Source organism: Tsuneonella sp. HG249 (genome assembly GCF_053819205.1).
Map to the genome: position 1 here is coordinate 661,197 of NZ_JBSOQY010000001.1, position 15,582 is coordinate 676,778.

Consider the following 15,582-nt stretch of genomic DNA (forward strand, 5'->3'; position numbering starts at 1 on the left):
GCTGCGTCAGCACGACGAGCAAGAACACCGAAGCGGGGGTTACAGCCCCTGGCATACGTTCTGCTGCGCGGTATCGAGGAAGGGCGCGAAAGGGCAGTTGACGTAGCGCAGGCGCACGCCCGCGCCGACTTGCACCACGATCTGATCCGCGCGGATGGCCGCCGGCGCGTTGCCGACCCCGCCGACCCGTGTGCCACCGTTGTGCGCACCCAGGAAGCTGATCATGTCGTCTTGGTCGATGCCGTCCCCCGACACACCGATCGCGCCAACCAGCTGGTTGCCGCGGTAGATCGGCACCCCACCCGAGAATATCTGAATGCCGTTGGCAAGGCGCCGCTGGCCTGTCGGCGCAGGGGGCACGCGGGTGCACTGCTGCTCGGTATCGGCGGCAGAGGCGCCTGCGACGAACTGGGCATGCTCCACGAGATTAGCCGCTACGAGGGCAACCTGGAGGCCCGTCGCGAAAGGATTGAAATCGGCGATGGGCCGCGAGAGCGGGCCTTCCGGCCTGGCGGCTTCCCCGTCCGGAAAGTGGGGGCGGGCGAGGTTGCCGATCGAGCGCGCGCCGAACGCCGTGCCCCCGGTCAGCGCCGTGGGGTTGCCCAGGAAGGTGCGCATGCGCTGTACGAACAGCGGCACTTCCGGGTCTGGCGTGGCTGAAAGCTGCTGTGCCGCTACCGGGTTGGAGAAGAACGCGACGGTGCGAGCTTTCTGCAGCGATACGTCGGTGCCGAAAACCGGCGCGTCGGGCGAGCGCACGAGGCCGAGGACCGTGCCGTAAGTATCAACTACGCTGATGGTGACCTGGGCCGGACTGTCGAGCGGTCGGCGAATCTGCGCCCGGGCGCGGCTCATGGTCCGGTACGCCTCCTCCAGCACGGCGCGGCTTTCATCCGCGCTCAGCGGCTGGCCCACGGCTGCCACATCGGTCCCGGGGCGGACCGGATAGCGGTTGGCGCCTGCCCCGTTGGAGAGCACGAACGCATCCGAAAACGCAAACTCGCTCGCGGCACGCAAGCGGTATCCGCTCGCTTCGCTGCCGTACGGCGTTCCCGCGACGATTGTGCCCGCGGTGTAGCCGGTGACCGCAACTAGCGCGCCCGGAGCGGCAGCGAAGTCGGTGCGCAGCGGCGACAGTGCCGCCGCGCCGATGTCGCTGAAGCGTAGCGATGTGCCGTCCGCGGTGATTTTGTCGGCGGTAATGGCGTCTGGCGGAGCGAAACCTTGAATGCCGGCCAGCGCGATGGCTTCCTCGGCATCGTTGTCGAGGTCCAGCACGTTGGGATCGAAGGCATAATCGCCGTCACCCATCACTCCGACGCCGCCGACGAGCACGCCGTTCTTGTAGAGTGGAAAGCCCCCGGGATCCGCGGCGAGGCCAAGCGGCGAGCGCTTGGGACCGATGAACGCGCCCGCCCCGCCGCCTGGGGTGTAGCGGGTATTGAGATCGGAACAGGGTAGTTGGCTGAACTGGACCCCGAACAGTGGCCCGCTTTCAAGGCCCACGGTGTTCGGCGCCGGCGGGAAGTTTGCCTGGACGATCTGGCTAGCGGTGCGGGTGGAAAACGCATTGCCGCCGCTCGAGAGATACGCGCCGGTGATCGCCTTGGCTATGGCCCCGATGGTGGCGGGCACCGTCAGCCCCTGCGCATCGACCGGGGGATCGTTGACTACCCCCGTCGCGGTCAGCCGGCTGGTGGTCATGGTCGGCCGAGCGCCGGGCATAGCGAATACGCCCAGCACATTGCCGACCCTATCGGTCACCGCGATGATGGCCGGCAGCCCGCGCACCTGGGCCTCGCCCGCCGCCTGCGCGATTACCCGCTGCACATCCGCGACGGTGAGCGCCTCTTGCGCGGGGATGGCATAAGTCGCAGCCGGCGCGGGGCTCGGGGTGGGGGCGGGCGAACCGCCGCCTCCGGCATTCCCCCCGCCGGAGCCGCCACCGCCGCCGCACGAGGCAAGCAGAAGTGCGGCGATGGACAGGGCTGCGACCTCCCGCGATCGTATCATTGCAGCGCACCGATGCCGCGGGCGGCCTGGCCGAGGGAGGCGCGGAAGCGCGCTGGATTGTACCGTTCGGGGCTTTCGACCGCGGCATAGGCGCGGTTCACGGCCGCGCGGATCCCCGCCGCGGCCCCGACTGTCACGCGCCCCTCGCGGACCATGGCATTGAGCAGGGTGTCGACCGCCATTACCGCCTGCGCGGAGCCGGCGTAGTCGGTAAAGCGAGGGGAGGTCGTCCGATCGCTGATCGCCGCAACCACCCGGAATGCGTCGTCACCACTATAGCCGCGCTGCGACAGCGCGTCGGACAGCGCGCCGGCCGCCGCCTCGAGCCGCTGCGCCGCGGCGACAGTCTGCGCGCGGCCCTGTCCCATCGCCTTGTGGAAAGCGGCGGTCGCAGCGTCGAAGGAGCCCGCCTGACCGGGAGCGAGGGTGCGCGCGGCGGTCGAGAGCATGATGATGTTCTCGTCGTTGAAGGGTGGCGTTCCGAAAAGAATCGGCCGGCCGGGGTTGGTTTCGAACGTCAGTCGTCGCTGCGGACCGTCGGTGATGGGCCGGTGGCACGAATGGCAGTCGAAGAAGAAGAACTCGGGGTAAAGTCCCTGGCTGGACCGCGCCGGATCGCGGAAGACCGCCATTTCGCGCCGAACCGCCTCCGCCTGGCCTACCGCCCACAGGCGCACGCTGGAGATGTCGCCCTTGCGCGCGACGTAATCGGCGTCGATGTCGTGGTGCTGTTGGAGCGCCGAGAACAGGTCGAGCTCGAACGACAGCCGCGGATGGCCCGCTGCCATCACCCGGTGAGTGACGAACTGCCCCGCCTCCGAGCCGGCGTAATGGCAGTCGAGGCAAACCCGGGCGCGCACCTGCGGGTTGTCGAGCGGCGTCATTCCCGCCGCGACGTTGGCCGCGTGATTGCCCGAAACCGCGTAGTGGCTCGCGAGCCACCCCTCGGCCGGGCCATGGCAGCCTTCGCAGCCGACGCCGTCACCAAGCTGGAAACGCGGACCCCGCTGGGCGGGAGCCGCTGGAGTGGCGTGGCATTGCAGGCATTCGCCAGACGACGTCGCTTCGATGCCGAGGGTCGCACCGATTTGGCGGCCCCTTAGCGAACTCAGCACGGCATAGGCGCGGCTGTGCGCGCCGGTGCTGCTGCTGGGCTCCTGCCAAGTGGCGATCTCGTCCTGCCGTACCACCGCGCCGTTGCCCTCGGCACGGCCATGGCAAGTGGATCCGGCGCAGCTGGCGACGCCCATGTATTGGCCGCCGGCGGCGTAGGCGGCGCCGGCCGCGAGCACCGCGCCTATCGCAGCCAGAACGATTGAAAGCGGGCCCCGAACCGCTTCGAACGTCACTAGTCGGTCTCCCCCTCCTCGCCCGAGCAAGAACTCTTATCGTCTTCGTCCTCGCAATGCACCTGCCATAGATCGTCGTTGCCGATGCCGGTGATCGGCTCGTCGACCAAGGGCGGGGTGATCAGGGGCTCATTGTCGTCGAGCTGGATCAGCTGGCGTGCCTGGAAGCCCATCCCGCTATCGCCCGCGTTGCCTCTATCGCCGGCATCGTCCGGATCGGCCGGCGATTCGAGGTCAGAGCTCGTCGGAATGCTCTGCGAGGTGCAAGACGAACCGATCAGGCACCCATTGATAGTGGACAGCGGGTCGAATGCGCCGCGACGAATTGCGGTCTCTCCGTTGATCGTGATGCCGTTGGCGGCCTGCCCGCCGGTCAATGTGCCGGTCGATCCGGTAATCACGCCGTTGATCGAGATCCTCGTCTCGCTCGATGAGGTGTCGATGTTGACGGCGCCAGCAGTGAACCCGCGCCGCGCATTATTGGCGGTGCTTGTCCCGGTATTCTGAATGTAGAGAGCGCTTCCCGCGAGCAGGTCGATCGAGCCCGCCTGCAGGAATCCGTTTTCGGAGCGGGTGGCGGTCGGCTGGTCGAGCAGCTTGTTGATAGTCATCAGGTCGGTCGAGGATTCGATGGCGTCGATCACCGACTGGTCCGCGACGACCGTTGTGCCGCCTTCGAGCACCAATGACCCGAGTGGCGTGCTGCCGGTGCCGAGCATCGCTATCGAGCCCGTCCCCGCGACAACCTCGATGCGGGAGGGATCGATCGAGAAAGTATCGTTGGCTGAGGACGTCGTCAGCGCCACCGCGCCGTTAACGAACACGTTGCCCGCGGTATCGATCTTGAGCGTTCCGCCGCTGCCGATATTGGCGGTGCTTGCGGTCCCGTAGTTCATGGCGAGATTGCCGATACGGATTTCGCCCCCCGTCCCCTGGCTGCTGGCCACGATGGCGATCTGCTGGTCCGCAAACAGACGAGTGGCCTCGCTGCTGTCGAGGCTGAACTGACCGCTTGCCCCGGTGCCGCCAAAATAGATCGGCCGCGCGGCATCGCGATTGGTGATCGTCAGCGAGCCGGTGAGGCCCCTGCTGCCCAGCCGGCCCGTCGCGCCGATGGCTATGTCTGCCGCCGCGGCGGTGATCGCGCTACCAGTGGCGAGTGCGTTCACCGTTAGCAGCTGGCTCGCCGTCATGGTGAGTGCTGCAGAGGACTGTACCGGCCCGCCGGTCGTCACGTTCGTGCCGCTCAAGGCGATACCCGCGCCGCTCACCGCGCCTGTCGTAGCCAGAATGCCACCGGCACTGAGCGTGAGGGTGCCGGTGGCCGATGCTGCGCCCACCGAGAGTGCTTGGGCGGTCGTAATCGAAAGGTTCCCAGCGGTGGCCTGGGCACTCGCCACCGAGAGCGCTCCCGGCGAAGCGATCGTCACCGACCGTCCGCTGGCGGTGACCGCGCCCGGCGACGTGAGTGCTGATACCGCGATGGCACCGTTAAGCGCGCTCAGCGTCGTCGTTCCGCCGCTGGTGGCGGTGCCGAGCGTGACCCCGGCGAAGCCCGCGACGGCAAGGTTGCCGGCCGCGGTTACCGGGTTGGCGGCGGAGACCGAGCCGTTGGTGCTCGTCAGGCTGATCGCGCCGCTGGTCGCCAGCGCGTTGGCCAGCGTCAGATTGTTGAACGACCCGAGCGTGATCCCGACCCCGTTCAGCACACCGCCGGCGAGCAGCGAGCCGCCGGTGCTGATGAGGGTGATCGAGCCGGTCGCATCGACTGTACCGACCGCCAGGTCACCCGCTGTCTGCACGCTCACGTTGCCCGCGGTTGCGTCGAGGTCGGCAAACGAAAGCGCGCCGCTCGAACCGATGGTAACCGCAGTGCCCCGCGCCGTCACCGGCCCAGCCGAATTGAGGTTGGTGACGGCGACCGTGCCGAGATTGCCGAGAAGCGATGTGGTTCCGCCGCTCGTCAGGGTGCCGAGGGCGATGCCGTTGGCGGCACTTATCGCCGTGGTTCCGCCCACGACGATTGGGCCGGTGCCCGAGATAGAACCGCCGCTACTGGTCAGGGAGAGGTTTCCGCTAGCTCCGCCTTGAGCGACCGCGAGGTTGCCGCCCGTCGTCAGCTGAAGGTCGCCGGCCGTCGCCTGCGCGGAGGCGAAGTTGAGCGCCCCGGCCGATGTGATGGCGACTGACCGGCCCGAGGCGGTCACCGCCCCCGGGGAGGTTAGGCTGGCGACGTTCACCGCACCGGCGTCGGCCTGGAGCAACGTCGTGCCGCCCGAGACGACGCTGGCCAGGGTGAGACCAAGATCGGCTGACAGGCTGACATTGCCGGTCGCGGAAGCGCTCGAAGTGGGCGTGATGAAGAAACCGCCAGCATCGACCGTCAGGTTGCCATTGTACGAGGCGACGGTGTCAGTGATGACGTCGCCCGCGGCGATGAAGGTGAGGTCGGTGCCGTTGACCGCGCCTGTACTGTGGATCGTCCCGCCGGTGCTGTTGAGTACGATGGCGCCGGTCGAATCGACGGTCACGACATCGAGGTTGCCGGCGGTGCGGATCGAAAGCGGGCCGGCCGTTGCATCGGCATCGGCGAAGCTCAGGGCGCCCAGCGAGACGAGATTGACCGTTCGGCCGAGCACAGTGACCGGCCCACCGGATACCAGGTTCGTCGAAACCGTGACCGGGCCGTTCAGAGCGACCAGTTCCGTCGTGCCGCCGGCCGAGAGATCGGTCATCGAGATGCCGCCGGGCGCCAACACGCTGGCGTTTGCGAGCGTGGAAATCGGGCCGGTGCTGGTGAAGGAGCGGCCCACGTCGATCGTAAGATTGCCGTCCACCGCAAGCGCCCCCGGCGCGGTGATCGCGAGGGCGGCGTCGCGAGGCGTAAGGATTTGGGCCGTACCGCCAACAGTTACCGGGGCGCCCGAAATGGTGCCGGTGAAGCCATTGCCGGCCGGGGCGATCGCCCCGCTCGCGTCGAACAGCAGATCGCCGTCGATCAAGAGGCCGGATGCGACGTTGCCGGCTTGCGACGCGAAGACGATCGAGCCCCCGACGCCCGAAGGCGTGACGTCGACGAAATTCGCACCGAGCGCCAGTAGCGTGAGCTGCCCGATGCTGCGCGTCGCAGCCGCGCTACCGCTGTCGATAATGCTGAATTCCGCGCTGCCGCCGGTACCCGTGCCGCCTGGCGCCCCGAAGCCTCCATAGCCCGAGCCGCTGACGAAAACTTGGTCGAACGCGAACGGGATGTCGGCCAGGCGGATCGCGGCCGAGCCCCCGGTCGCGTTGCCGCCGACACCGAAGGCCTGGTTGATCGACAAGCCAGCGCTTCCACCGATGCCTTCCGCCACCACCGAAATGGGGCCGGGTATCATCAGCGCTGCCGTGCTTCCGGGGGGCGCGCTGAACAGGGCGCTGCCACCCGAGCCCGTGCCGCCCGTCCCGCCCACGGCGCCGTTGGGGTTGAACGCGCCTGCGCCGCCGATGCCCGAACCGTCGATCTGGAGCGTAGTGGCCTCAACCTCGCCCGAAAGGACAAGCGTGCCGCCGCTGGCAGTGAAGCTGGCGTCTCCGCCGACACCGTTGCCGGCAAGCGATGGCGTCGCGCTGCTGTTGAAACCGACGCCGTCAGCGCCCGAGCCTACCGCCGAAACGCCGACGGTAGTCGTCTCGACCCGCCCGCCCGAAAGGATGAAACTGGCTGTTCCGCCTTGACCATCGCCACCTGCGAAAGCGCTCGTTCCGTCGCCATTCTCTTCTGCCGCGCCGCCGAGCCCCTCGGCGAGCACGCGCAGGCCGAAGTCGACGGTGAGATCGCCTTCGGCGACCGACAGGGTCGCGGTGCCGCCCGTGCCGTCGCCGCCGTCGCCGGGAATCGATCCGATGCTATCCGAAAGGCCACTGGCCGAGATGGTGAGGGATGGAACGGTGATGGCACCTGTACCGGACCCGCCGGCGCGCATCTCCACCGAGGCGGTGCCGCCGGTCGTGTCGAAGCCGCTTGAAGGAATGCCGAACTCGTCGAATTGCCCGGCGGACCCGCTCGCCATCGCATCGGCGCGCACTTCGAGCGCGTAGGGCGAAGTGATTGTGCCGCCCTGGGTATAGACCGTGGCGGTACCTCCGAACGCGTGCGCCGCCGATGGCCCTTCGGTGCCGTATCCGTTGGCACCGATTACCAGCCCGCCTTCGGAAGTGCCGGTGATGGCGATCGACCCACCGTTGGCTGCACCCAGAATAGCGTTGCCTCCGGTGGCAGTGCCCGCGGCCGTGAGCGCGCCCGAGGTATCGCCCTCGGAAAGGATCTCGATATATGCTGCGCTGACCGATCCCCCGTCCGCGACGAGCGAAGACGTGCCGCCCCGGACAGTCGGCGTGGAATCGGCGTCGAGCGGGTTGAATTCGCCCTCTCCAAGGTAGCCGGTGGAGCCGACATAGATCGCGTCGGCGGTGAGGCTGGCTCCGCCGTCAACCAGTACTCCCGCGGCACCCCCGATCGCTTGGTTGGCGCCGCCGTTGGAGCCGGTGAAAGCGGTCGCGTCGAGTGAAAGGGTGCCGCTTATCAGCAGCGATCCACCACCACCGACATGGAACTGCACGCCGACGACGTCGCCGAAGGCCGAGCCCGCCAGCGAACCGATGACCTGCGAGCTTGCGCCCCGCGCGTACGCGCTGAGGTCGGCGGTGGACCAGGAATGCGTTCCCCCGATGATATCGATTTGTGCGCTACCGCCGAAACCGTCGCCCCCGGTGCCTTCGGCCGCCTGGCCGCCCTGTCCGTAGCCGTCGAAGTCCAGCGAGAACGTCGTGAACGTGGCCGAGGCATCGCTCGTAAGCGACAGCGATCCGCCGCGTCCGTCGCCGCCGTCGCCCGAGGTCAGCGACTGCCCGCCCGTACCGTAAGCTTGCGCGATGAGCGTTCCGGTGATCTCGCCGCCTTCGAGCACGCGGACGGCGATGGTCCCGCCGGTGCCCGATCCGCCATCGAGGTCCGCCGTGCCCCCTTCGCCGAATGCGTACGCTTCGATCGGGGCGGCAACCGCACCGCCGATCGCGTCGATCGCGATAGATCCGCCAAAAGCGGGCGCGCCATTCGTGCTCGGAGCCGAGATGATGCCGGTCTCGCCTGCCGCTTCGAGTACGATGTTGATGCCAGGGGCGACGATCGAGCCGCCGCTGAGCGCCGCGAGCGATATGCTGCCGCCTCGCGATTCCCCTACCGCCTCACCGACCCCGGAATAGGCATCCGCCGAGATCTCGAACTCAGGAGTGGCCTCGCCGTCCTGGGCGCGCGTGCCGACAGAACCGCCATTCGCGGCTGTCACGGAAACGGTCCCGCCGTGCGCGAAACCTGCTCGCGTGGTGGCACCGTAGTTGTAGGCCCCCACATCGATGTCGATGAAACCGGCCTCGATCATCCCGCCGTCGGCGGTGACCGTAATATCGCCCCCCGTCAGGTCGGCTGTTGAATTCGGCAGGCTATCAAAGAAAAAGAACACCGTGTCCGCGCGAGAAACGAGACCGAGGCTGAACTCGGTGCGCAGGACTGCACCCTCGGTTACCGAAAGATCGATCGTACCGCCGCGGGAGAAGGACCCTTGCGGCCCGTTGATACCGCTCGAGGCGCTTGTATCGAGATACAGTTCCGACAGATCTACCGAAATTCCGCCGCCCACGGCGAACGTGATGTCGCCACCAATTGGATCGAGTGCGGCGTCGCCGTCGCGCGCGGTGGCGTAGCCGTAGATCGACGATAGGGATTGATCTCGCCGATCGAACAGTACGTCGATGGTGCCGCCAAATGCATCGCCACCAAGCCCCTCACCGAACGAACTGTTGCCGCCGACCGCCGAGGCGGACAGGTAGAGGAATTCCAAGTCGAGCGCACCGCCATCGGGGTCCGTCGTGAGATCGCCGAGGCTGTCCGCCAGCTGGATCGATCCGCCGCGGCCGACACCGCCGCGTCCCAAAACGAACTCGTCGTTTACGAAGCCCGACGCTTGGCCGCCGTCGCCGTTTGCGTAGATCGCCGTCGAGCCGGTCGTGATCGTCCCGCCGAAACCTGACGCGAGTTCCACCGAACCACCGGTACCATCGCCACCTTGAAGGGCGCCGTAGCCCCCTCGAGCCGACGCGGAGGCGTAGATGCTGCCCGCAGAGATGGTGCCTCCGATGGCGCGGACCGCGACCGTGCCGCCTTGGGCATCGGTACCCGTAAGGCCGTCCTCGCTCGTGCCGCCCTCATGCTGAGCAATCGCGGTAAGCTCGCCCGTGACGGCAATCGTGCCCGACCCCAAGCCGGCGCCGATTGCCTCGACGGTGATGGCGCCCGCCGCGGCATCGTTCCCGGTGCTCAGATTGATCCCGTTATCGGCCTGAATGCGAGTGCCGCTGGCGGCCGTCAGGTTGACCGACTGCCCGCCTTCCAGGTTGGTGGACGAGCGAAAGAAAGTAGTCGGCGCACCTTCGCTGGACGGGCCCGGGGGCGCTGGAGCCACGGTCAAATCGCCCGTCGCGCGCCCGTTCACCCCGTTGACGAATTCTCCCTCGCCGATGCGGATGTTGCCGGCGGGCGAGTTCGCATCGCCCGCCACGAGGACGATCGTTGAGCCGTCAGAAAAAGCATTGGATGCGGGCGCGTAGCCAATATTCCCCGACAGCAGCATCGTCATCGCTTCGTTCTTGGGAATCGCGACAAAGGAGATGGTCTTCGTATCGGCAGATCCGGTCGATGCACTTCCTGTCGTCGTGCCGGTGTGGACTACCCCGTTGGCATCCGTAGTGCCGCTCAGAACGGCAATCTCGAACATGCCCGCGTTGATGGTCAGATCGACTTGCTCGCCAGCCACGTAAGCGATCGATCGGCTGGCACTGATCAACCCGTTCTGCTCGATCCGCGGGGAGACCATCGCGACATAATTGCTCGCCGAGATCGTGCCGTTGTTGATGATCGAGGCGGTGGACCCTGCCGGGCCCCGCAGCTCGGTCGCTCCGTTGGCGTTCGTGAAGCTAACGCCGCCGTTGGCGTTGACCGAGTACGAAATGTCGTTCGTGCTCAGCAGCAGGCCGCCGACAGTGATCACCGCCCCGCCGCCGATCACAAAGCCGTTCGGCGTGTAGAACCAGACGTTCCCTCCGGTGACGGGAAGCTGCTCGGCGCCGGGCGAGACGAAGCTCCGGATCGTGCCGTTAAGGCCGATAGTCGCGGTGCCGCCGGGAATGATCCGGTTGAGGATCGTGTAGTCGCTCAGCGAAGAAGTGAAGGTTGCCGTCGTCGTGCTGGGTAAGAAATCGATTGTCCCACTCGTGGTTGTGCTGGACGGAGTCCAGGTCACCACGGCCTGACTGCTGCCGACGTCAACTGTCGTCGCGTTAACACCCGTGCTCACCGTGACGGATCCCGCGTTGACCGTCGGCGTGCCCTGGAAGCCGCGGTCGAAGGTCTGCCCCTGCGCTCGCTCCGGCGCAGCGGCAAAGACCAGCGCTAGCGCGGAGGCGCTCAGCAGCGCGGTGCGCCGCGCTCTGTGTGAGTTGGTGCGATCCATCAGCGGTCTCCCCAAGGCAGCAACTGTGCCGTCAGAGTAAACAGCACGCGCGGATCGCTCCGCTCGAGCTGATAACCCGCCCGCTGCAGCGGTGCTGCGAAAGTCACTCCGAAATCGAAGCGGTTACTCCATCGTCCGCGGAGGCCGGCGCCCGCGGTAAGCACGGCGCGAGGATCCGGGTTCAGGCCTCCGTCGTCGATCCAGGCCTTCGCCCAGTCGACAAAGCCGAACGGTTCGATGGCCAGTTCGCTCTGTGCGCCCGACGTCAATGAGCCGAACCGCATCTCGAACGCCGCGCCGACCGCACGATCGCCGAGCGCGATACCAGGGTCGAGGCCGCGGCCGATCGTGTAGTTGCCGAGGCTCACCTGCTCGTAGGCGAGCAGGGGGTTGTCGGACCATTGCGCCAAGGGAGCGAGCGCCAAGGTCACTCGCGGTGCGGGACGGAATTCCCATTGCCCTTCATAGCGTACCACGAACGCCTGCGGATCCGCGAGCACATTGCTGATCGGCACGTTGGGAGGCAGGCAGTTTGAAATCGGCGAACAGTCGCTGCTCGCGCCGAGGAAGCCGAGGCCCTTGCGCAGTTCGACCGAATTGGATGCCCGCCATCTTGGCTCGGCCGCCGAGAACCCTGTGCGGCCCCCCACGCTGCCGGCATCGGTCATCCCGTGATCGAGCCGGGCGAAGGCCACCCGCAGCTTGTCGTCGCTGAGCGGCACGGCGCCGAAGGTCAGTTCCTGGTCGACGAACTCGAGGCCGCCGGTGGCGTAGATCGAGCGTGCCAGGCCGCGTTCCAGAACCGCGCGCAAGTGAATTTCGGCCGCGAACGTGTCCGTCTCGAACCCGCCGCCCGCGAGATCTGGCTCGCTATGGCCGAACAGGGCGCTGCCGCCGAGCCGCAGCCCATTCGCGCCGAGCGCCAGTTCGTGGCTGAAGCTGATGATCCGCTGCTCTTCCCAGTCGATGGTATTGTAAATGCTCGCCGTGGTCCGGTCGCCCATGCCGAGCAGGCCGTTGAATGCGACTTGCGCGAAGATGCCCTCCCGGCCGGTCGATTTGGCGCCGAGGTTTTGCGCGCCAACGACCAGCTCCACTGGCACCCTGGTGACCTGGATGTCTCCGATGACCTCACCTGGATTGCGCTGGGCGGAACGAAGCGTCAGCCGCGCGTCGTAGCCAGGAAGGTCGTGGAGAAGCAGGAGATTGCGCTCGGCTTCGCGGGTGTTGAACCAGGTCTCGCCGGTCATCGGCTCGAGGTGCTCGGCGATCAGCCGCTCGGCACCGCCAGCGTCGCCGCGAACCTCCAACTCGACCAGCTTGGCTGCAAGCACGTCCATCCGCACGATCCCGCCCTTTTCGATCCGTTGCGGCGGAATCTGCACGGCGGCGAGGAAACCGCGAGCGCGTAGCAGCGTCGCCGCGCGGTCGCGCACGTCGCAGAGGGAGGCGATGGGCAGGTCCTGGCCGGTCAGGGGGCGCCAGATTGGCTCGAGCTCGCTCGCGGGAATGCCCGGAAGGCCGGTGAACTCGACGGCGGAGAAAGTGACCCTGGCGGCGGAGAAAGCTTGATCGGAAAGGGGGCAGGGACCTCGCTCGATGCCGTCCTCGACCCGCAATCGTTGTACGGGCGCGGTATCCTCGCGGCCCACTTGCAAGTCGTCGCGGCTGGGCGGGGCGACTTGAGCGTGCGCAGCGATGGGCGTGAGCGTGAGCGCCGAGCCCAGCGCGAGGCAAGCGCGAAGCCAACGCCGCGATACCGCACGTTCTTTTGACGCAGGCCCCATCCCTCACTCCTCACCTGTCGGCGCGGGCCTCCCTTTGCGGGCCTGGCCTCGCCGAACTCAAATATGCTTCGAAGGGGTCGTTGCCCCCGGGTGCGACCCGTTTCTAGCTCCGGCGATTAACCGTCGGCGTCTGCCATCGCCGAAGAGAGCACCTCCAACTGGGCAGTGCAGCCCAATTCAATGAGCTTGGAAGCGAGCGCCTCGGCTGTTTCGGGCACCGGATCGAGCACGCGGAAGGTGACTTCGTTCGGCTTTCCGTCGCCGCCGGCGATGACATATGTCGAGCCGTCCGTGATCGGGGCCTGGCTGAGGTCCCACACCGTCAGCATGTCGCCGTCGCCGAAACTGGCTCTGCTTGTCCCCTTCGTGCCGCCGAGCCCGATCGCGTACATCTGCTCGCCGCCGGTGACGGGGCGCCAGAGACGCACTTCGGAAGGATCGGCGAGACACATCGTGCCCGACTGCCGCACATCGACGTACCACAAGTTGGGGCGGGAAATCGCCGCCCCGCCGATGTCCCGTACAGCCCCCGTGCGCATGCGCTGGGCGGAGCGCTGGCGAGTTAGCAGCGCGAAAGCGCCGCTGCGGTCGGCGTTAGCCTTGGTCGAAAGGGTGTATGTGCCTGCACCGCGCAATACACGGGTGCCTTTCTCATCGAGAACGCTGAGAGTGTCGCCCGCCTGAAGGACGATCTTGTCTGTCGCACCAATCTTTCGGCCCACCGGGTAAGTCTTCGCAGACGGTCCGCTTACCGCCACTACGACGCCAGCCTGAGCATGAGCCACCGGGATAGCGGCAGCCAACAGCGCGGCTGTAAAGGCGCCGAGCCGGATTTTACGAAACGACATAGGCCCCCTCCTCATTCAGTTGTTGAGTCCTTAGTAGCAAATTCAGCAATGCATTGTCAGCGTTATAGCGCTTGGCGAGGTCATTTATTTTCCCCGCGGCCGCATCGGGGTGAGTCTCGCCAAGCGACAGCGCGTGCCCCAGGGCCGATCTCTCTTCCGGAGTCCATTCGGGCGCGATGTCGAAAACATCGACCGGCTGCTTGCGGCCCCGGAGAACGATCCGCCCCATCGGCCGCCACCAATCGAGACCGCTACGCTCGACGACCTCACGGCTGACAAGGAGCTGCGTTTCCAGGTTCTTGTTGGCCGCTTCAAGCCGCGCCGCCGTGTTCATGCTGTCCCCGAGCGCAGTGTACTGAATTCGGTTCTCGCCCCCGAAATTGCCCACCACGGCATCGCCGAAATGCAGCCCCACGCGGGTTCGGCCAATGGGTGGCAGCGAAGGGTCCATCTTGGCGACCTCGGCGCGAAAGGCCTCGCCCGCCTGCCACAGCGCGTAGCACGCCCGGGCGGCCCGTTCAGCGTCGTCCGCGCGCGCGATCGGGGCGCCCCAGAACGCCACCACCGCATCGCCGACGAACTTGTCCAGAACGCCGCCGTGATCCAGCACGACCTTGCTCAGCATCGACAGGTAACGATTGACCAGCCGTGCGACCTGTTCGGGCTGGAGCGCGTGGCTCATCTTGGTGAACCCCTCGAGGTCCGAGAATAGCACGTAAATCTGGCTCTTCTCGCCATGCAGCTTGAGCAGCTCGGGATGCTCGATGATCTCGCGTGCCATCTCCTGCGGCAGGTATTTGCCAAGGGCACCCTGGGCGAAATTGCGCTGGACCGCGCCAGCAGTCCGCGCCGCCGAGGTGACGGCGGTGAACGCGAGAATCCATCCGAACACCCAGCCCACTGCCGGCAGGCCATAAGTGTCCACGTTGTTGAACTGCATCGCAAACGGCGCGCCGATCATCACGCCGAACTGCGCGGCCAGAAGCACATAGATGCGCCAGCTACCCCATTCGAGCAGGCCCGTGAGGACCGCCATCAACACGAAAAGGAAGGCAAACGCCCATAAGGTCACGGGCAGCGGCTTATTCGGCGCTTTTCCGTCGAGCATCTGCGAGATCATTTCCGCGTGGACCTGCAGACCCGGCGGGGGCTCATCACCCGACCATTCGCTCATAGGTGTGGGAACGCGGTCGGTATCGACGATATCGCCCCCTATGAGGACATACTTACCGGCGACCGCCGGGGCGAGCGCTTCGGCGAGCGCGGGATCGGTGAACGTCTGGATCGGCAGCGAAGAAAACACCGGGAGCTCGTCGCTGACGGGCAAGCGATAAGTCACCGAACCGACATATCCGGTCAAGGTGCGGCCGCCCTCTCCCGCGAGCTCTAGCATCTTGCGCCCCAGCACCGGAGGAAGGCCGGGATGTGTCTCGGGCCATAGCCTCGTCACGCCGAACTGGTCGCTCAACCGCACGCTTCCAGGATGCGCGTTGCTGCCTTCGAGCCTGGCAAGGAACGACCTGAGATATTGCTCCTGCTCGTACTCGATACTCCCCTCGTTGGTCGCAACGTCGGCATAGCCGACCGCGACCGGGGTCTTCATGGCACGCAGCGCCGAGATCAGTTCGTCGTCTTCGTCTTGAGGCTGGTCGAACAGGATATCGATCCCGATCGCTCTCGCGCCCATCGCGTCGAGGTTGCGGAGCGCTTGCGCCAACAGGCCGCGGTCGAGGGGAGAACGTTTGCGAAGCTGGGCGAGCGTCTGGTCGTCGTAAACCACCAACACCACCCGCGGGTCCTGCCCCACCCGGCGACTGTCGGCGACGAGGTAACTGCGGAAATCGTACATCGCCCTCTCGGCCGGGCTGACCACCGGTAGCTCGCTGTCCGGGGTCAGGCCCCACCCGAATCGAGCCAAAGTCAGGGCGATGACGATGAGGACTCCGGTCAGCACCAGCCGCCGGGTGCCGGCCTCGCGGACGTTCCGCCAGCCGCGCCGCAGCAGGCCTCCGGCGAAGCTACCGCTCACTACGCCTCG

Annotated in this window: 6 protein-coding genes; all 6 read right to left on the minus strand. The window is 66.8% G+C overall.

Annotated features, from left to right (window positions below; genetic code table 11):
- Nucleotides 1–39: 39 nt before the first annotated feature.
- A complete protein-coding gene (locus tag ACWPM1_RS03290; RefSeq protein WP_455693411.1) occupies nt 40–2,013 on the minus strand; it encodes a heme-binding protein in 1,974 nt (657 codons plus the stop codon).
- Nucleotides 2,010–3,362 (minus strand): multiheme c-type cytochrome, encoded by a 1,353-nt coding sequence (locus ACWPM1_RS03295; RefSeq protein ID WP_455693412.1) that lies wholly within the window; start codon nt 3,360–3,362, stop codon nt 2,010–2,012. Before ACWPM1_RS03295 ends, ACWPM1_RS03290 begins: the two co-directional genes overlap by 4 nt.
- On the minus strand, nt 3,362–10,909 hold the full coding sequence (locus ACWPM1_RS03300) for a beta strand repeat-containing protein (RefSeq protein ID WP_455693413.1): 7,548 nt from the start codon (nt 10,907–10,909) through the stop codon (nt 3,362–3,364). Before ACWPM1_RS03300 ends, ACWPM1_RS03295 begins: the two co-directional genes overlap by 1 nt.
- Nucleotides 10,909–12,696 carry a ShlB/FhaC/HecB family hemolysin secretion/activation protein gene (locus ACWPM1_RS03305; RefSeq protein ID WP_455693414.1) on the minus strand — a complete coding sequence of 596 codons (1,788 nt, stop codon included), beginning with the start codon at nt 12,694–12,696 and terminating at the stop codon, nt 10,909–10,911. Before ACWPM1_RS03305 ends, ACWPM1_RS03300 begins: the two co-directional genes overlap by 1 nt.
- A 116-nt stretch (nt 12,697–12,812) precedes the next feature.
- Complete coding sequence (locus tag ACWPM1_RS03310) at nt 12,813–13,544, minus strand: hypothetical protein (RefSeq protein ID WP_455693415.1); 732 nt, start codon at nt 13,542–13,544, stop codon at nt 12,813–12,815.
- Nucleotides 13,531–15,573: a CHASE2 domain-containing protein gene (locus ACWPM1_RS03315; RefSeq protein ID WP_455693416.1), complete on the minus strand. Its 2,043-nt coding sequence runs from the start codon at nt 15,571–15,573 to the stop codon at nt 13,531–13,533. The genes ACWPM1_RS03310 and ACWPM1_RS03315 overlap by 14 nt, the downstream gene beginning before the upstream one ends.
- Nucleotides 15,574–15,582 lie beyond the last annotated feature (9 nt).

What these genes read in the sequence shown, in the direction of transcription:
- ACWPM1_RS03290 (WP_455693411.1), bottom strand. Translation starts at nt 2,013, where the DNA reads ATGATACGATCGCGGGAGGTCGCAGCCCTGTCCATCGCCGCACTTCTG.
- ACWPM1_RS03305 (WP_455693414.1), bottom strand. Translation starts at nt 12,696, where the DNA reads ATGGGGCCTGCGTCAAAAGAACGTGCGGTATCGCGGCGTTGGCTTCGC.
- ACWPM1_RS03310 (WP_455693415.1), bottom strand. Translation starts at nt 13,544, where the DNA reads ATGTCGTTTCGTAAAATCCGGCTCGGCGCCTTTACAGCCGCGCTGTTG.
- ACWPM1_RS03300 (WP_455693413.1), bottom strand. Translation starts at nt 10,909, where the DNA reads ATGGATCGCACCAACTCACACAGAGCGCGGCGCACCGCGCTGCTGAGC.